18 protein-coding genes, 2 tRNA genes and 1 pseudogene are annotated in these 22,484 nt (G+C 72.3%); 10 read left to right on the plus strand and 11 right to left on the minus strand.

All coding sequences use genetic code 11. The annotated features are described in order from the left end of the window. Positions 1-6: 6 nt before the first annotated feature. The 3 genes from HUV60_RS21260 to HUV60_RS21270 form a co-directional block, all read right to left on the minus strand. A complete protein-coding gene (locus tag HUV60_RS21260; RefSeq protein ID WP_257848838.1) occupies positions 7-843 on the minus strand; it encodes an alpha/beta fold hydrolase in 837 nt (278 codons plus the stop codon). Positions 844-937: 94 nt separating this feature from the next. Beyond that, positions 938-1,957: an SEC-C domain-containing protein gene (locus HUV60_RS21265; RefSeq protein ID WP_257848839.1), complete on the minus strand. Its 1,020-nt coding sequence runs from the start codon at positions 1,955-1,957 to the stop codon at positions 938-940. A 140-nt stretch (positions 1,958-2,097) separates the two neighbouring features. Continuing rightward, on the minus strand, positions 2,098-3,570 hold the full coding sequence (locus HUV60_RS21270; RefSeq protein WP_257850190.1) for a glycoside hydrolase: 1,473 nt from the start codon (positions 3,568-3,570) through the stop codon (positions 2,098-2,100). 404 nt (positions 3,571-3,974) lie between these two features. On the opposite strand from HUV60_RS21270, the gene HUV60_RS21275 reads away from it, so the two are divergent. The 3 genes from HUV60_RS21275 to HUV60_RS21285 all read left to right on the plus strand — a co-directional run bounded on the left by HUV60_RS21275 (position 3,975) and on the right by HUV60_RS21285 (position 6,215). Continuing rightward, entirely contained in the window at positions 3,975-4,292 is a 318-nt protein-coding gene (locus HUV60_RS21275) for a DUF6412 domain-containing protein (protein ID WP_331462008.1), read from the plus strand. Between the two features lie 165 nt (positions 4,293-4,457). Beyond that, positions 4,458-5,198 carry a YidC/Oxa1 family membrane protein insertase gene (locus HUV60_RS21280; RefSeq protein ID WP_257848840.1) on the plus strand — a complete coding sequence of 247 codons (741 nt, stop codon included), beginning with the start codon at positions 4,458-4,460 and terminating at the stop codon, positions 5,196-5,198. A gap of 159 nt (positions 5,199-5,357) precedes the next feature. Beyond that, positions 5,358-6,215, plus strand: coding sequence for a fumarylacetoacetate hydrolase family protein (locus tag HUV60_RS21285; protein WP_257848841.1), 858 nt, complete (start codon positions 5,358-5,360; stop codon positions 6,213-6,215). Between the two features lie 67 nt (positions 6,216-6,282). Here the strand turns inward: HUV60_RS21285 and HUV60_RS21290 are convergent, their stop codons facing one another. Together HUV60_RS21290 and HUV60_RS21295 are read right to left on the minus strand one after the other, a co-directional pair. Then, a complete protein-coding gene (locus tag HUV60_RS21290) occupies positions 6,283-6,768 on the minus strand; it encodes a heme-degrading domain-containing protein (RefSeq protein ID WP_257848842.1) in 486 nt (161 codons plus the stop codon). After that, on the minus strand, positions 6,765-7,838 hold the full coding sequence (locus tag HUV60_RS21295) for a Gfo/Idh/MocA family protein (protein WP_257848843.1): 1,074 nt from the start codon (positions 7,836-7,838) through the stop codon (positions 6,765-6,767). The genes HUV60_RS21290 and HUV60_RS21295 overlap by 4 nt, the downstream gene beginning before the upstream one ends. Positions 7,839-7,983: 145 nt before the next feature. On the opposite strand from HUV60_RS21295, the gene HUV60_RS21300 reads away from it, so the two are divergent. Both HUV60_RS21300 and HUV60_RS21305 read left to right on the plus strand, forming a co-directional pair. After that, positions 7,984-9,093 (plus strand): ROK family transcriptional regulator, encoded by a 1,110-nt coding sequence (locus HUV60_RS21300; RefSeq protein WP_257850192.1) that lies wholly within the window; start codon positions 7,984-7,986, stop codon positions 9,091-9,093. 564 nt (positions 9,094-9,657) lie between these two features. Further along, on the plus strand, positions 9,658-10,446 hold the full coding sequence (locus HUV60_RS21305; RefSeq protein ID WP_257848844.1) for a hypothetical protein: 789 nt from the start codon (positions 9,658-9,660) through the stop codon (positions 10,444-10,446). A 7-nt stretch (positions 10,447-10,453) separates the two neighbouring features. On the opposite strand, the gene HUV60_RS21310 is transcribed toward HUV60_RS21305, so the two are convergent. Further along, positions 10,454-11,233: an HAD-IIA family hydrolase gene (locus tag HUV60_RS21310; protein WP_257848845.1), complete on the minus strand. Its 780-nt coding sequence runs from the start codon at positions 11,231-11,233 to the stop codon at positions 10,454-10,456. A 164-nt stretch (positions 11,234-11,397) separates the two neighbouring features. Here HUV60_RS21310 and HUV60_RS21315 point away from each other — a divergent pair, with 164 nt between their 5' ends. From HUV60_RS21315 to HUV60_RS21325, 3 genes are all read left to right on the plus strand, one after another. Continuing rightward, positions 11,398-12,003 (plus strand): hypothetical protein, encoded by a 606-nt coding sequence (locus tag HUV60_RS21315; RefSeq protein ID WP_257848846.1) that lies wholly within the window; start codon positions 11,398-11,400, stop codon positions 12,001-12,003. Between the two features lie 11 nt (positions 12,004-12,014). Next, positions 12,015-12,695, plus strand: coding sequence for a class F sortase (locus HUV60_RS21320; protein ID WP_257848847.1), 681 nt, complete (start codon positions 12,015-12,017; stop codon positions 12,693-12,695). 436 nt (positions 12,696-13,131) lie between these two features. After that, positions 13,132-14,178 carry a glycoside hydrolase family 6 protein gene (locus HUV60_RS21325; protein ID WP_257848848.1) on the plus strand — a complete coding sequence of 349 codons (1,047 nt, stop codon included), beginning with the start codon at positions 13,132-13,134 and terminating at the stop codon, positions 14,176-14,178. A gap of 106 nt (positions 14,179-14,284) precedes the next feature. Here HUV60_RS21325 and HUV60_RS21330 read toward each other — a convergent pair whose 3' ends face one another. The 3 genes from HUV60_RS21330 to HUV60_RS21340 form a co-directional block, all read right to left on the minus strand. Continuing rightward, a complete protein-coding gene (locus HUV60_RS21330; RefSeq protein WP_257848849.1) occupies positions 14,285-16,225 on the minus strand; it encodes a kelch motif-containing protein in 1,941 nt (646 codons plus the stop codon). Continuing rightward, positions 16,222-18,408 carry a glycosyltransferase family 2 protein gene (locus HUV60_RS21335; RefSeq protein WP_257848850.1) on the minus strand — a complete coding sequence of 729 codons (2,187 nt, stop codon included), beginning with the start codon at positions 18,406-18,408 and terminating at the stop codon, positions 16,222-16,224. The genes HUV60_RS21330 and HUV60_RS21335 overlap by 4 nt, the downstream gene beginning before the upstream one ends. 466 nt (positions 18,409-18,874) lie before the next feature. After that, a tRNA-Lys gene (locus HUV60_RS21340) sits at positions 18,875-18,948 on the minus strand. A 596-nt stretch (positions 18,949-19,544) separates the two neighbouring features. Here HUV60_RS21340 and HUV60_RS21345 point away from each other — a divergent pair. Both HUV60_RS21345 and HUV60_RS34005 read left to right on the plus strand, forming a co-directional pair. Next, positions 19,545-20,612, plus strand: a complete 1,068-nt coding sequence (locus HUV60_RS21345; RefSeq protein ID WP_257848851.1) for an SPFH domain-containing protein — start codon at positions 19,545-19,547, stop codon at positions 20,610-20,612. A gap of 41 nt (positions 20,613-20,653) precedes the next feature. Further along, a pseudogene (locus HUV60_RS34005) lies at positions 20,654-20,746 on the plus strand (lytic polysaccharide monooxygenase); the annotation flags it as partial. 55 nt (positions 20,747-20,801) lie between these two features. Here the strand turns inward: HUV60_RS34005 and HUV60_RS21350 are convergent. Beyond that, a tRNA-Lys gene (locus HUV60_RS21350) sits at positions 20,802-20,875 on the minus strand. An 814-nt stretch (positions 20,876-21,689) separates the two neighbouring features. After that, positions 21,690-22,418 (minus strand): ectoine/hydroxyectoine ABC transporter ATP-binding protein EhuA, encoded by a 729-nt coding sequence (gene ehuA / locus HUV60_RS21360; protein WP_257850193.1) that lies wholly within the window; start codon positions 22,416-22,418, stop codon positions 21,690-21,692. Positions 22,419-22,484: the final 66 nt, after the last annotated feature.

Consider the following 22,484-nt stretch of genomic DNA (forward strand, 5'->3'; position numbering starts at 1 on the left):
CCGGCCCTAGGCACGGGTGGTGTCCGAGCGGAGGAAGGCGAGCACGAGCGACACCACCCGGTCGGGGAACTGGTCGTGAGGGTAGTGCCCGGCGTCCTCGATCATCTCCAGGCGGCCGAGGCCGGACGGCAGGGCGCCGACGACCGCCGAACCCTCGGCGTGCGGGTCGGCCCAGTCGGGGTCGAGCGTGCCCATCACGACCAGGACCGGGCAGCGGACGTTGCCGAGCTGTGCGCCGGCGTCGGTCGGGGCGCTGCGGCCCATGCCCTGCAGGGCCTTCATCCGGCCCGGCTCGCGCAGCAGGGAGTCGATGCGGCCGAGCCGCTCGGCCCAGCCGGCCGGCTTCGCGCCGGGGTAGGCCACGTCGAGGTACGAGCGCCACAACGGCACGCTGCCGAAGACGCCCGCGCCGAGCAGCCGCAGCATGCCCCGGCGGAAGCGCCGCACCCGCAGGTCGCCGAGGCGGATCGACTGCCCCCGGGTGAACGGCGCCAGCTCGACCACCGCGGTGACCAGCGAGGGCTCCTGCGCGGCGGCGATGGTGGCGGCGCCGCCGGAGAACGAGTGGCCGACGAGTACGGCCGGCCCGCCCAGGTGGCGGATCACGGCGAGCAGGTCGCCGGCGACGGCGGTGCGGCTCCAGGCCGGCCAGTCGACGCTCGACTCGCCGCAGCCGCGCAGATCGACCGCGGCGACCCGGTAACCCGCCGCCACCAGCTGCGGGACCACGGCGCTGTACGCGGCGCGGCTGTCGCCCATGCCGTGCGCGAGGACGATCAGCGGGCCGGATCCCGTCACCTCGTAAGCGATCGTGCCGCCGTCGACGGGAAGGTGTTCGGGCATGGCGGCCTCCAGAATTGGCTAATCTGATTAACCAAAAGCTAATCTTATTAACCAAGTCTGTCAATGACGGGAGCTCCCTGGCGCCGCGCCCCCGTCACACCGCTGTCGTGCCGTGGCATTCCCCGTACGTGCGGCCCGAGCCGCACCAGCAGGTGGCCGACCGCTGCGGGGGCCACGGGAGGGCGCGGCCGCGGGCCGCCAGCGTGGTGGCGTACTGGGGGAGGAGGTCGGTGTCGTCGGGGGTGGTGCCCTCGGACGCGGCGAAGGCCTCGTACGAGGGGACGGTGCCCGTGACGATGCCCAGGTTGGGGGTGCCCGAGGCGGCCAGTTCGCGCAGGGCCGTCTCTATCGTGGCCAGGTGCTCCTCGTGCGACGGGTACTCGGCGGCGAGGGCGGGGCACGCCTCCAGGAGCTCGGTCAGTTCGTCCGCCGGCCAGTGGAGGACCGCCACCGGGAAGGGGCGGGACAGCGCCGTCCGGTACGCGCCCAGCTCCGCCCGCAGGCGGGTGATCTCCGCCTCCAGCTCCGCCGGGTTCTCCGAGCCCAGCGACCAGACGCGCTTCGGGTCGTGGAGTTCGTCCAGGGTGATCGGCAGGGTGTGCACGGAGTCCGCCAGGGCGTCCCACCCGTCGTGCGCCGCGCCCAGCATCCTGCGCACGCGGTGGCGGCCGAAGAGGAGCGGGTGGGTGGCGGTCGGAGGCTCCGGCACGTCGGTGAGGAGGAGCTCCACCGCCTCCGTGAACGTCTCGTGCGCCTGCTCCAGCTCGTCGTGGGCCTCCAGGGACTCCGCGACGATCACCCAGGGAGCCGGGTCGCGCGGGGCCGCGGTGCGGATGCCGTCGATGATGGCGCGGGCCTCCGCCTCGTGGCCGTACTCCCAGAGGTTCGAGGCCTTCAGTGCGCGGACCAGGGACGGGTTCTCCAGCTCCGCGTCGGTGGCCAGCAGCCGGTCGTAGAGGGTGGCCGCGGCGGGGCGGTCGCCGGAGAGTTCGAGATGGGCGGCGGCCCTCAGCAGCAGGGCTTCGATGTCCTGGGGATACAGGTCGGCGGTCCGCTCCAGGCGTGCCGCTTCGGCGGTGTGGTCGACGTTTTCGGCGGGCGTGTCGGGGCGCATGGAGGACACCGTACTGCCGACCGGTGACATGGGAGGAGACGGCCGCAGGCCGGAGGCATTCCCGATGGCGAACCGGGGACCGGGGGCAAGGGGCGGGAGCGGGCCGCGAGGACCGGCAGGGGCCGGCGGGGGTGCGCCGGTCACACCGTCACCCCGTCGAGTTGCAGGGTCTGGACCGACTTCGGGGCGAAGGGCACGCTCACCGAGGTGCCGTTCAGGCGGACGTCCGAGTGGGCGGTGTAGAGGTCGCCGCCGCCCGTCGTCACCGTGTTCCAGCGCGGGACCAGGCCGCCCGGGCCGCCCGTCACGGAGAAGCGGGAGAGGTCGAACGTCAGGGTCTGGGACGACGCCGACGTGTTCGCCGCGACGATCACCAGGCGGCGGGCGGCGCGGTCCAGGGCGGCCACCGCGTAGCTCACCCCCGTGCCGAGGACGGTCATGCCGGGGCGGACGTGGCGGCTGAACTGGGCCATCACGTAGTACTTCGGCTGGACGGCGCCGGGCTGGAGCGTGTTCGGGTCGTACGCGATCATCGCCCAGCCCGGTGACGGGTCCATGACCTGCCAATAGCACCAGGCCGTCGGGTGCAGCCAGCGGAAGTCGTACAGGAGGTTGCCGGCCATGGTCATGCCGGTGCCGTCGCTGTCGCCGGTCTCCGAGTTCCACAGGATCTTGCGGCCGTTGGTCACGACGTCCGTGTACAGCAGGTCGCGGCGGCCGCCCGAGCCCTGGTAGCCGTGCACGTTGACCTGGCTGACCAGCGCCCGGGTGGAGGAGCCGAAGGAGTTCCACGTCGTCCGCGCGAGGTCGTAGCCGGTCTCGTCCGAGGCCGAGACGCGCAAGCCGGTCAGGCCCCGACGGTCCAGCTCGGTGCGCAGGTGCGCCAGGACGGACGCCTGCGTCGGTGCGTCGATGTGACAGCCCTCCTGCGTGCCCGTCGCCGTCCACCAGCCGGAGCTCGGCTCGTTGAAGGGGTCGACGGTCGCGAAGTCCACGCCCCAGTTGTTCCGGGCGTACAGGGCGACGGCGGCCAGGTGGGAGGCGTGCTGACGGTGGTTCCAGGACTGCAGGTTGTTGCCGCCGCCGGCCGCTCCGGACGGGTTGTGGTTGGCACACATCCACCACATCGGGGAGTTGGCGAACAGCTCGGTGGTCGCGCCCCGCTGTACGGCCTTGAGCAGCATCGCGCGCTGGGTGGCGTCCGCCGTCCACTTCCAGGCGGAGGACGCCGGGTCCTCGTTGTTCCAGTCCTGCCAGTAGCCCTCGATCTGCTTGAAGCCGGGGATGTTGGGGGACTCCACCATCGTCTCGCCGCCGACGCTGTTCCAGCCGCACGCGCCGAGGTTGTAGCGGGCGATGTTCAGGCCCAGACCGGGGAGTGTCCGTCCGCCGTACGGGACGGAGCGGGTGGTGAAGAAGAGGTCGGCGAAGTCGTCCCGGCCGCCGAAGACGTTCGCCCACCAGGCCAGCGAGGTGCCCCAGCCCTCCCAGGTGCCGAACGCCGCCGACGGGTCGACGGCGATGGTGGCGTCCGCGCGGGCGGTGCCGGTGGCCAGGGCGCTTCCGAGGACCGTCCCGCCGGCCGCGGCGAGCAGGCTTCTGCGTCGGATCATCCGGTTCATGGCGTCTCCAGGACTCTGCGTCTCTGCGTCTTCGCTCCACTCGGCACCGGGCGGTGGTGCCGGTCATGCGTTGCTGTCGCGTGCATGCCATGCGTTGTCGGATGAAGCATCGGGGTGCGGGGTGGGGATGTCGAGAGTTGTCACAGCCCTTTCCCAAACCTGTGTACGAAGGGGGTGGGAGCGCGTCTCCCGGTGCGGCTGCGGCGGATGGCGGAATGCCGCTCCTCCGGAGCCGCGCGGAGGAGCGCGGAGGAGTGCGGAGCCGCACGGAACTGTTGTGCCCGTCCCGGACGTCAAGGTGGGAGCGGGCCGGACCGTGTCTGGTCCGGTCGGGTGCGAGGCGACAGGGGGAGGGGGCGTCAGTGATCCGTACCGCGACGCGCGGTCGTGGCGACGTGCGCAGCGTTTCTGCCGCGGTCGCCGTGCTGCTCCCGCTGCTCCAGGTCCTCCTGCTCGTGCTGCCGGCCGCCGACGGTCTCTCCGGACTCTCCGGCACCGTCGCGCTCGCCGCAACCACGGCTGCCGCCGCCACCCTCACCGTGTGCGCCGTCGTCCTCGCGCGCTGCGCTCCCGTCGTGCCGCCCACCCGGGTGCGTACGGCGATACGCGACCGTGACCGGCGTACCGCCTTCCTGCCGCAGCGTGACCCCGACGCCAGGGGCCGTACCCGGCCCAGAGCCCCCGGGCACGGCCTCCCGGCGACCGCCGCATAAGGGCACACACACCGGCTGCGGGGCGGCGCATCCGCCGTCCGTGAGGGCTTCCCGTCCTTCCGGGGCCTTCGGTCCCTTCGCCGCGTGTGCCCGCGTGCGGGGCGTCATGCCGTCATCGCGTTCTTCCGTTCCGGCACGACGAGACCCCCGGAGGGCTCACCACCCATGTCCGTTTTCGCCAGCCTGGTCGGGCACCTGGCCGACCTGCTCCGGCCGTTGTTCGGCCTCTCCGCGGCCGCCGCCGCGATCGTCCTGTTCACCGCGCTCGTACGACTCCTCGTCCACCCCCTGTCCCGGGCCGCCGCGCGCGGGCAGAAGGCGAGGACCGAACTCCAGCCGAAGATCGCCGAGTTGCGGCGCCGGTACGGCCGCAGCCCCGAGAAACTCCAGCGGGCCCTCCTCGAACTGCACACCCGGGAGAAGGTGTCGCCGCTGGCCGGCGTCCTGCCCAGCCTCTTCCAACTGCCCGCCTTCTTCCTGCTGTTCTACCTGTTCTCGAACACCACGATCGGCGGGCGGCCCAACGAACTGCTCGGCCACGAGCTGTTCACCGCGCCGTTGGGCGGCCGATGGGCCGACGCCCTGGGGGACGGAGGCCTGCTCGGCGGGGCGGGGCTCGTGTACGTCGGGCTGTTCGCGGTCGTGGTGGCGGTCGCGGCCTTCAGCTGTCGGCTGACCAAGCGGTCGATGGCGGCGAACTCGGCCTTGACCGGCGCGGGTACGGGTACGGGCGCCGGTGCCGCGGCACCCGTCGCCGTGCCGGGGATGGGCGCGGTGGTCAAGGTGATGCCGTTCCTGTCGTTCTTCACGCTCGTCACCGTGGCCGTCGTGCCGCTGGCCGCCGCGCTGTACGTGGTCACCAGCATGGCGTGGGGCGTGGTGGAACGGGCGGTGCTCTATCGGTGACGCACGCCCGGCCCCACGCCCGGCCCGGTCCAGTACGTGAACGGGGTCTTGCGGACCGGAAGTCGGCCTTGGACGATCGACCAGTCCTCCGATGGCTGTGCCCGCCGCATCCGGGTCGCTTCGTCGGGCGGGCCCGCTACCCAGGGAGAGAGACGCCTCATGAAGCTGCTGCGAGTCGGTACGGCGGGGCAGGAGCGGCCCGCGCTGCTCGACGCCGGCGGGACTCTGCGGGACCTGTCGGGTCTCGTCGCCGACATCGACGGGGCACTGCTCGCCGACGGGGCGGCGCTCGACCGCGTCCGGGCCGCCGCCGACGCCGGTGAGCTGCCCGCGCTCGACGCGACGGGGCTGCGGACCGGGCCGCCGCTGGCGAGGATCGGCAAGATCGTCTGCATCGGGCTGAACTACCACGACCACGCCCGTGAGACGGGGGCCGAGCCGCCCGCCGAGCCGGTGATCTTCTTCAAGGCGGCGGACACCGTCGTCGGGCCGCACGACACCGTGCTCGTGCCGCGCGGGTCCACGAAGACCGACTGGGAGGTCGAGCTGGCGGTCGTGATCGGGCGTACGGCGCGCTACCTCGGGTCCGCGGAGGAAGGGCTCGCGCATGTCGCCGGGTACGCCGTCGCGCACGACGTCTCCGAGCGGGAGTTCCAGATCGAGCGGGGCGGCACCTGGGACAAGGGGAAGAACTGCGAGACGTTCAACCCGCTCGGACCGTGGCTCGTCACCGCCGACGACGTCGCCGATCCGCAGAACCTCGCGCTGCGGCTGTGGGTCAACGGCGAGTTGAAGCAGGACGGGACGACCGCCGAGCAGATCTTCCCCGTGGGTGAAGTCGTGCGGTACGTCAGCCGGTTCATGACGCTGTACCCGGGGGACGTCGTCAACACCGGTACGCCGGCGGGGGTGGCGCTGGGCCGGCCGGAGCCGAAGCCGTTCCTGCGGGCCGGGGACGTGGTGGAGCTGGAGATCGACGGGCTGGGCCGGCAGCGGCAGGTGTTCGGCGCAGCGTAGCCGCACAGCCGCGCGCTCCCCTCCGGCCCAGGGGCGGGAGGGGAGCGCGGGCGGGCGGGCGGACGGGTCAGGAGGCGCCGGTGTCGAGGAAGCGGGTCAGGGCCTCCACCACCATGAGGTGGTCCTGGAGCTGGGGAAGACCGGAGACCGTCACCGCGCCGATCACCCCCGTGCCCTCGAGGACGATCGGGAACGAACCGCCGTGTGCCGCGTACGTGTCGGGGTCGAGGCGCGACGACTCCTCGAACGTCGTGCCCTGGGCGCGGTGCCGGGCGCCCACCAGATACGAGGCGCAGCCGTACCGCTCGACGACCCGCCGCTTGCGGGCGATCCAGGCGTCGTTGTCGGGGGTCGAGCCGGGCAGTGCCGCGTGGAAGAGCTGCTGGCCGGCGCGGTGGATGTCGAGGGCGACGGGGGCCTGCCGCTCCCGGGCCAGGCCGACGAGGAGCGAGCCCAGCGCCCAGGCGTCCTCGTGGCCGAACCGGCGGAAGACCAGACGGCGTTCCTGTTCCTCCAGCTCTTCGACGGTGGGGGTCGGTTCGGGCTGCGTCACAGCGTCACCGTCACCTTCTCGTCGGCCGAACGGCGGGCGGCCTCCAGGACGTCCAGCGCCGCGGCGGCCTCCTGCGCGGTCACCGGGTTGGGGCCGCCTTCCAGGAGGGCCTTCGCCACGGCCGTGTAGTACGCGGGGTAGTCGCCGGGCACGGTCGGCTCCACGCGGCCGCCACCGGTCACCGGGGACTCCCCGGAACCGACGCGGCCCCACAGCTCCTCGGGCTCGGTGCCCCACTCGGCACCGGCGTCGGGGCGCAGGCCCTCGCGCAGAGCCGCCTCCTGGGGGTCGAGACCGTGCTTGACGTACCCCGCCCCGGAGCCCAGGACGCGGAAACGCGGGCCGAGCTGGGCCGTGGTCGCGGAGACGTAGAGGTGCGAGCGGACGCCGTTCGCGTGCGTGAGCGCGAGGAACGTGTCGTCGTCCGTCCGCGCGCCGTCGCGGCGGATGTCCGTCTCGGCGTACACGGAGGTCACCGGGCCGAAGAGGACCAGCGCCTGGTCGACGACATGGCTGCCGAGGTCGTAGAGCAGACCTCCGATGTCTGTGGGGTCGCCGGACTCCCGCCAGCCGCCCTTGAGCTCCGGCCGCCAGCGCTCGAAGCGGGACTCGAACCGGTACACGTCACCCAGCGTGCCCTCGGACACCAGCTTGCGCAGGGTGAGGAAGTCGTTGTCCCAGCGGCGGTTCTGGAAGACGGAGAGGAGCAGGCCGCGCTCCTCGGCGAGTGCCGCCAGCTCGCGGGCCCCGGCGGCCGTACCGGCGACGGGCTTGTCGACGACGGCCGGCAGGCCGGCCTGCAGGGCGGCGGTGGCGAGCGGTACGTGCGTCCTGTTCGGCGACGCGATGACGATCAGGTCCAGCTCGCCGGCGCGCCCGAAGAGCTCGTCCGGGGTGGCCGCGACACGGATGTCCGGGAACTCGGCGCGGGCCTGCCGCTGCCGCTCGGGGTTCGAGGTGACCACCGTGTCGAGGGCGAGGCCCTCGGTCGCGGCGATCAGCGGGGCGTGGAACACGGAGCCCGCGAGGCCGTAGCCGACGAGGCCGACGCGGAGGGGGGTGCCAGTCATGGCCCCACTTTCGCAACGCTGTTGCGAAAGTGCAAGCACGGGAGAGAATGGGCGGGTGAACAGGACGAACGGCGGACCGGACGGCAGGGGCGGGGCGGACGGCAGGGGCGGGGCGGACGGAGCGGGCACAGCGGGTGTGGCGGGCATGACGGGCGGCGGGGTCAACCTGCTCGGCCTGCGCAGCCACAACACCGCGCTCGTACTCGACCTGCTGCGGACCGCCGGAGCGGCGGGCATCAGCCGCCTCGAACTCGCCGAGCGGACCGGACTCACCCCGCAGGCGGTCAGCAAGATCACGGCCCGGCTGCGGGCGGACGGCCTTGCGGCGGACGCGGGACGCCGGGCGTCCACCGGGGGCAAACCCCGGACCGTACTGCGCCTGGTGCCGGAGGCCGGGCACGCGGTGGGCGTGCACCTGGACCGGGACGAACTGCGGGCCGTCCTCGTCGACCTCGACGGGACGGTCGTGGGGGAGCGGAACACCCCCCTGGACCTGGGCGCGGGCGCGGAGGCGGTACTGACCCGGGTGGCGGGAGCTGTCGAGGAACTGTGGGACGGGGCAGCCGTACGCGGAGGCGGCTGCCTCTCCCTCCTCGGTGCCGGGATCGCCCTGCCCGGACCGCTGGACCACGTCCGGGGCGTACTGCACCGGGTGACGGGGTTCCCCGAATGGGACGGGTATCCGCTGCGGGGCGCGCTGTCGCAGCGACTGGGGGTGCCGGTCGTCGTCGACAAGGACACCAACGCGGCGGCGCTGGGCCTGGCCGTCGGAGGCGAGGACGGCTCCTTCGCCTATCTGCACCTCGGTACGGGGCTCGGGGCGGGGCTGGTGATCGGCGGCAGCGTGCACCGGGGTTCACGGACCGGGGCGGGGGAGTTCGGCCACCAGGTTCTCCAGCTCGACGGGCCGCCCTGCGGCTGCGGTGACCGGGGCTGCATCGAGGCCCTGTGCCTGGACGCGGTGGCCAGGGGCTGCACGCACGAGGCCGCGCGGGTACTGGGCGCCGGCGCGGCGAACCTGGTCGGCCTGCTGGACATCGACCGCGTCCTGCTCGGCGGCCGGATCGTCGAGGCGGCCCCGGAGACCTTCGTACGAGGCGTACGCGAGGTCCTGGAGGCCCGCGCGCGGCGCACCGGGGGCACCCCCGTCCCGGTACGGATCGCCTCGGGCGCCGGGCACGGCGGCGGGCGACGGGTCGCCGAGGGGGCCGCCCAGTGTGTACTGGCCCCGGTGTTCGGACGGGACGACGGATAGGGGCGGTCCGTGTCGGTCCGTGTCGGACCGTGTCGGACCGTGTCGGACCGGGGCGGATGGCGACGGGGCGTGGCGGAGCGTCGAGGACTGTGTCAGACCGCACTGGGCTGGGCTGGGCCGGGCTGGACTGGGCTGGGCCGGGCTGGACTGGGCTGGGCCGGGCTGGACTGGGCTGGACTGGGCTGGACTGGGCTGGGCTGGACTGGGCCTCACTGGGCTGGGCTGGGCCTCACTGGGCCTCACTGGGCCTCACTGGGCCTCACTGGGCCTCACTGGGCCGGGCTGGGCCGGGCTGGACTGGGCTGGACTGGGCTGGACTGGGCTGGACTGGACTGGGCTGGACTGGGCTGGGCTGGACTGGGCCTCACTGGGCTGGGCTGGACCGCACCGGACCGCACCGGACCGCACCGGACCGCACCGGACCGCACCGGACCGCACCGGGCTGGATCGGACGAGGGCTGGGCGGGCCGGGTTCCGCCGAGTGGGGGGAACCGTGCCGCCGTGCGGGGGGTGATCGGAGGCGCTGCCGTGGTGCCCGCCGGGCGAACGGCAAGGCCACATGGCATGCGACTCTGCACGCCCGCGTCCCTGTTCCTGGCGGTGGTGGCCGCGATCCTTCCCGGCGCGGCCCAGGCCCACGCGGAAGCGCCGCCGCCCGCCTGTGCCACCGCGGGCGAGTCCGACTTCCCGCTGACCACCCGTGTCCACGGCGGCCCCGACTCCTACCGGGCCGGGGGCGGCTTCGGCACCTGGTACCTCGAGCTCACCAACACCACCGACCGTCCCTGCGCCGGCATCCACCCGGTCGTCGTGCTCGTCGACGACAGACGGGAGCTGCAGGCCTCGCAGCCGGTGCTGGAGTTCTACGCAAAGGACCGGGAACTGCCGCACACCGTCCGCTTCGAGACCACCGACGAGGACGAACTCGTCGGTGCCCTCGCCGACGACGACGCGGGTTTCGGGGGGTTCACCGTCGAGGCCGGCCGGACGCTCACCGTGAAGTTGCGGCTCGCCCTCACGTCCGACGCCGTGGCGGGCGAGGTCGTCGCCACGGCCGCCGTCGTCCAGCGGCACGAGGACGACGGCGACTGGGTCGGACAGTCGGACGAGTACCGGTTCCGCATCAGGACGGGCGCCGGTGCGGGCACCGGGACAGAGCCCGCACCGGAAGCCGACGACCCCGGCTCCGACGGCACGGACCCCGCCTCTCCCACGCCCCGCGGCAGTGGCTTCCCCCTCGCCCACGAGCTCTCCGGCACCGGGCTCGGAGGGCTGAACACGGCCCTGGCGGTGACCGCGCTGCTGCTGGCCGCCGGGAGCGTGGCCGTACTGCTGGGGCGGCGGCGCCGCTGACGTCGGCTCAGACGAGGTCCACCAGGTCCGCGATCGAGTCCACGATCCTGGTCGGCCGGTAGGGGTACTGGTCGATGTCGCCCTTCGCCGTGAGGCCCGTGAGGACGAGGAAGGTCTCCATCCCGGCTTCGAGCCCGGCCAGCACGTCCGTGTCCATCCGGTCACCGATCATGGCGCTGGTCTCGGAGTGTGCTCCGATGACGTTGAGGCCGGTGCGCATCATCAGGGGGTTCGGCTTGCCGACGAAGTACGGCTCCTTCCCGGTGGCCTTCGTGATCAGCGCGGCCACGGAACCCGTCGCGGGCAACGCGCCCTGGGGGGACGGTCCGGTGCTGTCCGGGTTGGTGGCGATGAACCGGGCCCCGTTGTCGATCAGACGGATGGCCTTCGTCAGGGCCTCGAACGAGTACGTACGCGTCTCACCCAGGATCACGAAATCGGGGTCGGCGTCGGTCATGACGTAGCCCGCGTCGTGCAGGGCCGTCGTCAGACCGGCCTCGCCGATGACGTAGGCCGTACCACCGGGGTGCTGGGTGTCCAGGAACGTCGCCGTGGCCAGGGCGGAGGTCCAGATGTTCTCGACCGGCACGTCGAGCCCGATCCGGTTCAGGCGGGCGTGCAGGTCCCGGGCCGTGTAGATCGAGTTGTTGGTGAGGACGAGGAACGGCCGCCCCGAGTCGCGCAGCTTCCGGATGAAGGCGTCCGCACCGGGGACCGGCACCCCCTCGTGCATCAGCACCCCGTCCATGTCGGTGAGCCACGATTCGATGGGCTTGCGCTCTGTCATGGAGGGGGACTCCTACCGTTCGTGTACCGCTCGTGGACCGGGGGATGACCTCATGCTATGCACAGCCGCCCCCTCCGATGTCACCCGTACGGAGCAGGCACCGCACCCCCGGGTGTGCGGTGCCCCGCCCGGCGGGGGAGGCTCCCGGTATCTGGAGGTCCACGATGGGTTCACCACGAGTTGCTCTCTGTGCCGGAGTCCTGGCCGTCACCGTGCTCGCCCCCACCGCGTACGCGGTGGACGGCGACGCGGGTGTCTCGGTGACGCCGACGACCCCCGCCCCCGGCACCGACGTCATCCTCGAGGTGACGGAGTGTGCCGAGCGGACGGCGGTCGCCGTGTCCTCGGCGTTCGTCTCCGAGGTCCGGCTCACCGTCGCCGACGGCGTACTCGTTGGCGAGAGCCGGGTCCGCTCCACGCTCACCGCCGGGACGTACCCGGTGCTGGTCGGCTGCGGCGAGCGGGCCCGACAGGGCACGATCACGGTCGCCCCCGCCCGCAACCGGCCCACCCAGCCCACCGAGCCGGCTGGAACGAGTGAGCCGGCCGAACCGTCGAAGCCGGGGGCCGCCGAGCCGGCCGCGCCCGCTTCGCCCGTGGCCCCCGTCGACGCGGGCGGCGGCGGTACCGCCCCGCTGGCCGCCACCGGCGCCGACGAGGACGGGCCGGGCGCCGCGCAGGCGCTGACCGGGTTGTTCCTCGCGGCAGCCGCGGCGGGAGCCGTCGTGCGCGGTCGCGTACGACGGGAACGCGGAACAACGACCGGCTGAGGCGGCCGACGGTGCCCGGTCACGACGAGACAGGCCCGGCTCCCCAGGCACGTCCCGGGCGGCTGCTCACCGGTGTGGTCTGGGCGGTGCTGCTGCTCGTGCTCTGGCTGTGCGGCCGGGAGGTGACCGGTCTGCGCCCCGGCGGGGCCGGACCCTCCACCGGCGACATGGCGGCCGCCGGCCGGCCGCCCCAGGTGGACCTTCCGCCCGCGCACCGCCCGCTGGGCGAGGCGCAGCCGCGGCGCCTCGACATTCCCGGCCTGGACGTCCGGGCGCCGGTGGTCTCCCGAGGCCTGGACGAGCGGGGCGCCCTCGACCCGCCGCCGTTCGACCGGCCGGACGTGGTCGGCTGGTACGCGGGCGGGGTGACGCCCGGAGCGCCCGGCACCGCGCTGGTCGTGGGGCACGTCGACACCGAGACCCGGCCCGCCGTGTTCTACAAGGTGAGCACCCTGCGGCCCGGCCAGAAGATCAGGGTGGTCCGCGAGGACGCCGGGGTCGCCGAGTTCACGGTCGAGGACATCCAGGTCATCGCCAGGGACGGGTTCGACGCCCGGCAGGCCTACGGGCCCCGCCGCTCCGGCCGGGCCGAACTGCGCATCGTCACCTGCGGCGGCACCTTCGACGCGGTACGCGAGCGCTACACGGCCAACGTGGTCGTCTACGCGTACCTGACCGGTACGACGGCCTGAACCCCCGGCCCGGCCCCGGCCCACCCGGCCCCCCGGCCCGGCCTCGGCCCACCCGGCCCGGCCTCGGCCCCCCCGGCCCGGCCTCGGCCCACCCGGCCCGGCCTCGGCCCACCCGGCCCGGCCCCGGCCCACCCGGCCCGGCCCCGGCCCACCCGGCCCGGCCTCGGCCCGGACTCTGCTCACCTGGCCCCCCCGGCCCGGCCTCGGCCCACCCGGCCCGGCCCTGGCCCACCCGGCCCGGCCCTGGGGCCGGCCGACGCCGAGGTCCTTCCCGGTCGCGTTCGGTGATCGCCCCAGGTGGCCCACCAAAGTACGACGGCAGTAACAGCTCGCGGACAAGAACGGCTCGGCCTCATGACTGCCGCGGGACGTATGTCAGGATTGGGACCCGGAACACCTCGGAACACACGGAACAAGTGCACCCAAGGGGGGTTGGATGTACGGCAGCAGGGGGGTCGGGGCGTTCGCCGGGAGGCGGACGTCGGCAGCGGTACTGGCGGCGGCGGCGCTGCTGATGACAGCGTGTTCCTCCGGCGGCGGCGACGACGAGGGGGACGGCGGCTCGGACAGGGCGGCCGGCGCGGAGATCACGCAGCAGCCCAAGGGCGCCAGCCCCTTCTGGGTCAACCCGGAGGGGACGGCCGCGCGGCGGATGGCCTCTCTGGAGGGGGACGGGAAGAAGGCGGAGGCCGAGCAGATCCGCAAGATAGCGGAGCAGCCCGTCGCCGAGTGGATCAGCCCGGAGAACCCGCAGGAGCAGACCCGCGGGTTCACCGAGGCCGCCGACAAGGCGGGACGCACCGCGCTGCTCGTCCTCTACAACATCCCGCACCGCGACTGCGGCCAGTACTCGCAGGGCGGCGCCGCCGACGGCAACGCCTACCGCGCCTTCATCGACGAGGTGACCAAGGGCATCGGGGACCGGGCGGCCACCGTGGTCCTGGAGCCCGACGCGGTGCTCCACCTGGTCGACGGCTGCACGCCGGAGCAGTCCCACGAGGAGCGCTACGACCTCCTCAGCGGTGCGGTCGCCGAGCTCAAGAGCCTGAAGAACACCACGGTGTACCTGGACGCGGGCAACGCCGGCTGGGGCGACCCCGGCCAGATCCCCGAGCCGCTCCGGCGGGCCGGTATCGAGCAGGCCGACGGCTTCTCGGTGAACGTCTCCAACTACTACTCCACCGAGGACTCCATCGCCTACGGCAAGCGGCTCTCCGCCAAGGTCGGCGACAAGCCCTTCGTCATCGACACCAGCCGCAACGGCAACGGCCCGTACACCGGGGGCGACGCGGCCGAGCGCTGGTGCAACCCGCCCGGCCGCGCCCTCGGCGAGGCGCCGACGACCAGGACCGCGGATCCGCTGGTGGACGCCTATCTGTGGGTGAAGCGGCCCGGCGAGTCGGACGGCGAGTGCAAGGGCGGCCCGAAGGCCGGCGAGTGGTGGGAGGACTACGCGGTGGGCCTCGCCGAGGCCGGCGACTGAGCCTGCCCCACTCGCACGCCCCACCCGCGCGCCCCGTCCATGCGTCGAGGGGCGCCCTCCGTCACGGAGGGCGCCCCTCGACGCATGCGGGCGGACCGGCCGGCCGCTACGGCACCCGCACCCACTGTGCCTTGCTCGGTGTCCCGTCCGCGGTGGTGGCGAACATCATGTACCAGCCCGCCTGGACCAGGTTCCGGCTCTCGGGCATGGTCACCGTCAGCCGGTCGCCGTCGGCCTCGAAGTCCAGGGCGACGGAACGCTGGTCCACGTCGGTGACGTGGGTCGAGGCGCTCGGCCGGATCAACCGGACCTTCTTGACCGAGGCGGCGTCCTTCGAGGTGAAGGTGCCGGACTCGCCGTGCTCGATGGTCTGCGGGCCGCCCGACAGGTCGGGCTGCTCGTTCTCGCCGTAGAGGTACGGCGGCGTGTAGATCTCGATGCGCTGCTCGAACTCGCCCGGCTTGGTGTTGGCCTTGTCGCCGTAGAGGGAGTCCGAGCCGAAGAACATCACGCGGCCGTCGGGCAGCAGGATCGAGCCGGAGTGGTAGTTGCGGCCCACCAGCGGGTCGGCGACGCGCCTCAGCTCGTTCTCGGCCGTGTCGTAGATCCGCGCCTCGAGGATGTCGGAGTCGCTGCGCCCGCGGTAGTCCTCCGAGCCGCCCGCGATCAGTACGCTGTCGTCGGGCAGGACCGAGGCCTGCGGGTAGCGGGTGCCCCTGTCCATGGAGGGGCCGTCCTCGAAGCGCGGGTTGTCGGCCGTGAGGTCGACGATCCGGGTCTTCTCACTGGACAGCCGGGACTCGCCGACCCCGCCGCCGCCGATCACCATGTACTTCTCGTCCTGCGCCGGCGGCAGCAGCACGGTGTTCGCCGTCTCCAGCATGTCTGCGTCGCTCAGGCCGGGGACCTTGGTGAACCTGTTGGTCTCCACGTCCCAGACGCCCGGGTCGCGGCCCACGTCGTCGGGACCGTAGCCGGCGTTCGCGCCCGAGTAGAAGATCTTGCCGTTCTGCATGAGGAACAGCGCCGGGTAGGTCGGGAACTGCCGGACCTCCTCGGTGTAGGTCCACTCCTTGGTCTTCGGGTCGTAGACCTCGTTCTTGCCCGGGACGAGCTGGCCGATGTCGTCGAGGCCGGAGACGCTGAGGATCTTTCCGTCGCTCAGGGTGGTGAGCGTCGGGTACCAGCGGGCCTCCTTCATCGGGTCGACCTTGATGTACTTCTCCGCCACCGGATCGAACTCGAAGGCGTCCCTGATGCCCTGGAAGTCCTTCTTGTCCAGGGCGAGCTTCTCGGCGATGCCGTACGTGTTCTTGGCGTCGGCGCCGTTCAGGCCCGCCACCGTGTAGTTGTCCTGCGTACCGGTCTCGTACGTGGCGCCTTCCTTCTGCGCCTCGACGTAGATCCGGCCGACGCCCGGGGTGTTGCCCAGGAACTCGCCGGTCACCGGGTCGAAGTTCTTCTCCGCGCGGGGGACGAGCACCGGGTCCTTCGAGACGAAGGTCTTGCCGTTCTCCTTGCCGGTGAACCTGGTTCCCGCGGGCAGGGTGATCGGCTTGTCCGGGTTCTCGTTGTTGACGATCATCAGGCCGCCGGCCTTCTTCACGTCGCCCTTGAGCTTCTCGTACCGCTTGGTGCCGCCGGCGATCAGGAGATTGCCGTTGGCGAGCTGGGTGTGGCCGGTGCAGAACAGGTCGGTCGGCGTCGGCACCTTCTTGACGGTGCCCTTGACCGGGTCCCAGATGCGGGTGTCGTACCGTTTGGCGTCGAAGTTGTCCTGGTCGTTGCCGGAACCCGCGACGAGCAGCACCTTGCCGGTGCGCAGCAGCGCCGCGTGAATGGTGTTCTGGCGGTACTCCTCCGGGAACTCGACGATCTCCCAGCGGCCGTTGTCCGCCTTGTACTCCGGCTGATTGATCTTGTACTGGTGGTATTTCTCGGACCCCTCGCGGTACAGCCACGGCCCGTTCATGCCGGCCAGCGCGAGTACCACCGCCGTGCCTATCGCGATCCGACGGGCGCGACGGCGGCCTGCACGGTCGTTCATTCCTTACGTCCCCCAAGTCCACCCAGGGCGATCTGCATCGTCTGGTCGTTGCCGGAGCCGTTGCCGGCACCTGTCGCTCCACCCGGCCCACCCGGCCCACCCGGGCCGTCCGGGCCACCCGGCCCACCCGGGCCGTCCGGTCCCGGGGAGGTCTCCGGCTCTCCCGGTCCCGCCGGTCCGCCGTGGGAGGCGGCCCAGCTGGGCCGGTCCGGCCGGCCGCGCGCGGCGTGCTGCTGCCCGTACTGCCGGCCCTGCGCGTGTGCCTGCTGCTGGATGCGCGGGAGCACCTGCAGCTGCTGTGTCGCCGGTTCGTGGGCGAAGCCCTTCGGCGAGTCCGCCGCCGGCCGGTCGTCCGGGTGCCGGCCCGACGCATGGGCGTCGGGCTGCTTCTTCCTGTCCTGGCGCATACCGTGCCGCCAGACGAACATGGGTGCGGCCGTGATCATCAGGGCGAACGTCGCCCAGACGACCATCGCCGGGTGCGAGTGCCCGTAGACGAAGCCGGCGACGAGGGAGCCGCCGAAGATCAGGATGAAGTACCAGTGGTACCGGAAGGTGCCGAACCAGGTGTCCGGGCTGGCCGAGTCGCCCTTGGGCGTGACGACGAACTTGCTCTTGCGGCGCAGGACGGAGTCGATCAGCGCCTTCGCGTAGAGCGGCGCCGACAGCGCGGACATGACCATACCGGCCACACCGCCGGAGCCCTCCGGCTCGTGCGGGGAGACGTTGTGGCGGCGGTTCCAGATGTAGAGGCCGATCTGGAGCGCGGAGGCGTTGCCGTAGAGCATCAGCCAGACCGCGGGGTCGATGTTCACACCCGAGGCGCCCAGGCCCAGGAACAGCGCACAGCTCAGTGCCGCCAGGATCCAGTTGAGGGCCGACATCGGGTAGAAGATGATCATCATGGTGTAGTTGAAGAGCTTGCTCGGCGGCAGCGAGTACCAGCCCTTCCAGTACTGCTTGAGGATCGTCTCGTACGTCCCCCGGGACCAGCGCATCTGCTGGGTGAAGAAGTCCGTCCAGGCGTTGGGGCCCTCGCCGACCGCCAGCACGTCCGGGGTGTAGACCGAGCGCCACTTCCTGCCCGTCGCCGGGTTCTTGGCGCGGTGCATCTCGAAGCCGGTCGCCATGTCCTCGGTGATCGAGTCGTACAGACCGCCGATCTGCTTGAGCGCCTTGATGCGCACGGCGTTGGACGTGCCGACGAACATGGGGGAGCCGTAGCGGTTGCCGGCCCGCTGGATGAGCGCGTGGAAGAGGAACTGCTGCGACTCGGCGGCCTTGGTGACGAAGTTGTCGTAGTTCCCGTAGACCTGCGGGCCGATGACGAAGCCGACGTTCGGGTCGCGGAAGAAGCCGAGCATCCGCTCCAGGTAGTTCGGCAGCGGGATGTGGTCGGTGTCCACCGAGGCGAAGAACTCGTAGTCGTCGCCGTGCGCGTCGAGCCAGGCGTTGTAGTTGCCGTGCTTGGTCTTGGCGCGGTGCGGGCCCTTGGGCTGGTTCCACTTCGCGACGCCCTTGCGGGAGAAGTGGTGCACACCGAGGCGCGCGCAGACCTCCTTCACCCCGGGGTCGTCGCCCTCGTCGAGCAGCCAGACGTGCATGGTGCCCCGGTGGCGGATCTTGACGGCCGCCTCCAGGGTCTTCGTCACCATCTCCAGCGGCTCCTTGCCGGGCACGAAGGAGGTGAGGAAGGCGACCCGGGTACCGGTCTCGGGCACCACGGGAACCGGGTCGCGGGCGACCAGCGTGGCGTGCGCGTTGGACAGCACGTTCAAACAGCGGAAGAGCTCGATCAGACCGATCGAGACGAGCATCACGACGTCGAGGGTGGGCAGCCAGTCGAACGCCGGGTAGTCGCGCTCCGTCCAGTGCGAGGGCTGGAGCAGCCACACCAGCAGCACCACCGACAGCAGCGGGGCCGCGGCCAGCATCAGCGCGATGCGGATGCGGTGCGGCTCCTGCGAGATCAGCGAGCGGTACTGCACCTGGTACGGCTTGCCCGGGTCGGGCTGGGTGAGGGGCCCCGAGAGCCGGCTGTAGTGCTCGTAGTCGTATCTCGGCAGCGTCTTCTTGATCCGGCGGAAAGCGCCCGTGTTTCCGGTCCGGTGCGCAGGCACCCTGAGCTGGGTGGTCTGGGACGGGTCGTCGTCCCTCTGGGCGCCCGACGGCGTCGACGTCATGAGTGTCATCCCCCCACACACGGTCCAGCCGCGTGTTTCGTCGCTTCCTTCCGCCCGCTTCCGGTCCCCCGCGACCTTCACGGACGTGTCAGTGGTAGACCGCTGTCACCACGTCACCCACACCATATAGACACGGCACAGCGCTCCATCCGGTTGCACGGCGCACCCCCGTCGGCATGGCCCGGAGAGCGGGTTCCCCCGCCACGCACCGTCCGCAACCGGGCTCCGGCCCTCAACGGCCGCGAACCCGCGGCACCGTGAAGGGACCAGGCTGTACAGGTTCCACCATGATCGCAAGGTGCGACATCCGGTGCTCACCCGTCACGCAATCCCATTGTGGCCGCTGGGAGGGTCGCGTGGGGCCCATGTTCCATACGAGCGGTGAAGGCGAACCGTTCAATGAGAACAAGGAGATTTCCGGCCAAAAGCGACGGGCCCCTCGATCACGAGGGGCCCGTCCTGTCGGTGCGCCGCCAGGGACTCGAACCCCGGACCCGCTGATTAAGAGTCAGCTGCTCTAACCAACTGAGCTAGCGGCGCTCACTGACGACGCAATTCTACCGGACCCCGCGGGGTGCTTTCGACCGCCGCTCGGGGCGGGTTCCCGGTTCCGCCCGCCGTCGTCGCCCGCGCCGGCGCGCTTACATCGTTCGGACCGTCAGAGTGCGCGCCTCGTGGGCGGTTGAGAAGCTGATATCTGTGTATAAACGCGAAGTGTCCCACGGGGTGTGCGATCGAACAGGTGGCCGGAACTGCGAGGGGATTCGCATGGACCGCACGGTGTCCCCGGTGTCCCCGGTGTCCGAGGGGGCCGGTCCCGAGAGCGACCGTGAGTGCCCCGGCCGTGTGCACCGGCGCGGAGGCTGGAGGTACGCATGACCCTGACCACTCCCGGCGCCCCTCGCACTCCTGATCCTCGCACTCCTGATCCCCACACTCCTGATCCCCACACTCCCGGCGCCCCTCGCACTCCTGATCCCCACACTCCTGATCCCCACACTCCTGATCCCCGCACTCCTGATCCCCGCACCCCTGGTTCCCGCACCCCTGGTTCCCGCACCCCTGGTTCCCGCACCCCCGACTCCGGGCGTCCCGACTCCGGGGGCGAGCGCTCGGCGGCGGAGCGGCCCGCGCGGGTGATCCGCACCGAGGCCACCACCGAGATCCCCGTCCATCTGCTGTTCCGGGACGGCCCCGACCCGGTGCCGGGGCGGTTGCGGTCCGCGGTCGTCGGCCGCCGGCAGGGCACGGGGGAGCAGCCGCGGCTGCGGCGTCCGGCCGTCGCACCGGCCCGGCCGTCCGTGCCGCGGGTCGATCCCGAGCTGGTGGAGCGGCCCGCCCGGGTGCTGCCCGGGGGCGCGGGGGCGCTGGCCGGGTTGTGCGGGGCGGCCGGGTGCGTGGCCACGTCGTGGTGGGCGGGCGTCCTGCCGTCGTCGTCGGCCGCCGCGTTCGGGCTTCCGGCGCACATGGGGGCCGCGGGAGCCGCCGGACTCGGGCCCGCGCAGTGGGCGGCGTACGCGGCGGCCGGGGCGCTCGGTCTGTTCGGGTTCGGCGGGCTGGCCCGCGGCCGGACCGGGCGGGCCTGGGTGCTCGGCCTGTTCGGCCGCTACCGCGGAACCGTCCGGCGCACCGGCCTGCTGTGGGTGAACCCGCTGCTGCTGCGTCGCCGGGTCGACGTACGGCTGCGGCACTGGCGCAGCGGGCCGATGCAGGCGGCCGACCGCGGCGGGGTGGCGCTGCGGACGAGAGTCCTGGTCGTGTGGCGGGTGCGGGACACCGCGCGGGCCACGCTGGGCGTCGAGGATCACGAGGCGTATGTGCGCGAGTGCGTCGAGGCGGCGCTGCTCCGGGTCCCGGTGGAGGCGCCGGGTGATACGGGAGGGGCGGCGGGCGCGGCGCAGGACGCGCTGACCCGGCTGGTCGCGGCGGACGCCGGTCCGGTGGGGATCGAGGTGTTCGCGGTGCGGCCGGTCCGGGTGGAGTACGCCCCCGAGGTGGCCGCCGCCATGCACCGGTGCCGGATCGCCGCGCTGGACGCCCGGCACCGGGCGAGCGTGCTCACCTCGGTCGTGGACTCGGTGGAGGACACGGTGACCCGGCTGACCCTGCGGGGCATGGTGGAGCTGGACGACCGCGAGCGCAAGGTGCTGGTCAAGGACCTGACGGTGGCGTTCTGCGCGGGGTGGGGGGAGGCGGGGCCGTAGGGTCTGCGGCTTGGACCGGGCCGGAGCGGGGAGCGGGACGGGCCGGGCTGAGCGGGCGCCGCGCCATCATCGTGGTGTGGTCGGTCGCCGACACGGGCAACGCGTTCTACGCCTGCTCGGACGTCACCTTCTGACGCCGCTTCCGGGCACGTCAAAGGGCCTCTCGCTCCCACGAGAGGCCCTTCAGTGTGCGCCGCCAGGGACTCGAACCCCGGACCCGCTGATTAAGAGTCAGCTGCTCTAACCAACTGAGCTAGCGGCGCATGACTCCCGCCGTCCGCTTCCGCGGTCGGCGACGCGGAAAATAATACCCGTCTGTCAGGGGTGCTTCCGACCGCGCGCCGGCCCGACCCGCCCGCGCCTGGGTCCTGTCCGGAGTTTCCCGTCTGCCGTGCGGCGTCCGGCACGGCACCTCGCCGCACGGCCGGATCACCCGGGTACGTCCGCGGTACGAGGGCGTACCCGGCCGCACACCGGTGCACCGCACCAGACGCCGCACGGCCGCCCTTCGGGCGACGACGGGAAACTCCAGACAGGACCTGGATCGCCGGCGGCAGCAGCACCGGGGCCGCGTTGCGGTTGAGGGCGTCGGCGGCCCGGCGCAGCATCGACAGGAGCGCGGTCAGTCGCTCCGGGCCGGGGCCGGTCTCGCGGGCGAGCTGGGCACCGGTGACTCCGGTGGTGTGCCGTGCCACCGTGTCCAGGACGCGCGGGGCGTCCTGGACACGGTGGCACGGAGCGGTCGGCTTCCCCCTCATGACGACTCGCCTCGATGTGGTGCGCGGGGCATGAGCAGGGCCGGTCGAGGGCCCGGGGGGCGTCCCCCGGGAGGACACGGCAGTGCCACGGTTTTCCCCTGCGCTCGCTGGCGGGGCTGTGGTCCGGCCGACGAACCCTCTCCACGACAGCCGTCAAGCTGCCGTTCCGGGGCGGGTGTTGACGAGATCGCGGTTCCCCCCACTGCGGCGCGGGTCCAGGGGTATGTGCCAAGGGGATGTCCCGGCGTGCGGACCTCGGGCGTTGCCCGGACACCGCTCCGCACGCCGCCCGGACATCGCCGCGGACATCACCCCGTGGTCACAGGACCGCGCTGAGGAACTCCCGGGTCCGGTCGTGCTCGGGCTCGCTGAAGAGCTTCTCCGGCGGGGCCGACTCGATGATCCGGCCCTGGTCGAACATCAGGACGCGGTCGGAGATGTCCCGGGCGAAGTTCATCTCGTGGGTGACGCAGAGCATCGTGATGTCGGTGGAACGGGCGATGTCCCGCAGCACGTCCAGGACGCCCGCGACCAGCTCCGGGTCGAGCGCCGAGGTCACCTCGTCGAGGAGCAGCACCTGCGGCCGCATCGCCAGGGCCCGTGCGATCGCCACCCGCTGCTGCTGGCCGCCGGACAGCTGCGAGGGGTGCTTGCCGACGTGCTCGGTCAGCCCGACCATCTCGAGCAGCTCCCGCGCCCGCTCCTCGGCCTCGTCCCTGGACATGCCGAGCACGGTGACCGGGGCCTCGGTGATGTTGCGCAGCACGGTCATGTTCGGGAACAGGTTGAAGTGCTGGAAGACCATGCCGATCTTCTTGCGGATCTCGCGGACCTGCTTCTCCGGCGCGGGGAACAGCTGCTCCCCGTCGACGGTGATCGTGCCCTCCTCGGGCTTCAGCAGCGTCATCAGCAGCCGCAGGATCGTCGTCTTGCCCGATCCGGACGGCCCGATCAGGGTGACGTGCTTGCCGGCGTCCACGGAGAAGTCGAGGTTGTCGAGGACCGTGTTGTGCCCGAACCGCTTGGTGACCTTCTCCAGCCGGATCAGCTCACTGCCGGCGCCCGCCGCGGCGCGCGTGGTGCCGACGTCCGGCTCGGGGGTCTTCTCGGGCTC

It is taken from the genome of Streptomyces sp. KMM 9044 (assembly GCF_024701375.2).
Taxonomy (GTDB): Bacteria; Actinomycetota; Actinomycetes; order Streptomycetales; family Streptomycetaceae; genus Streptomyces.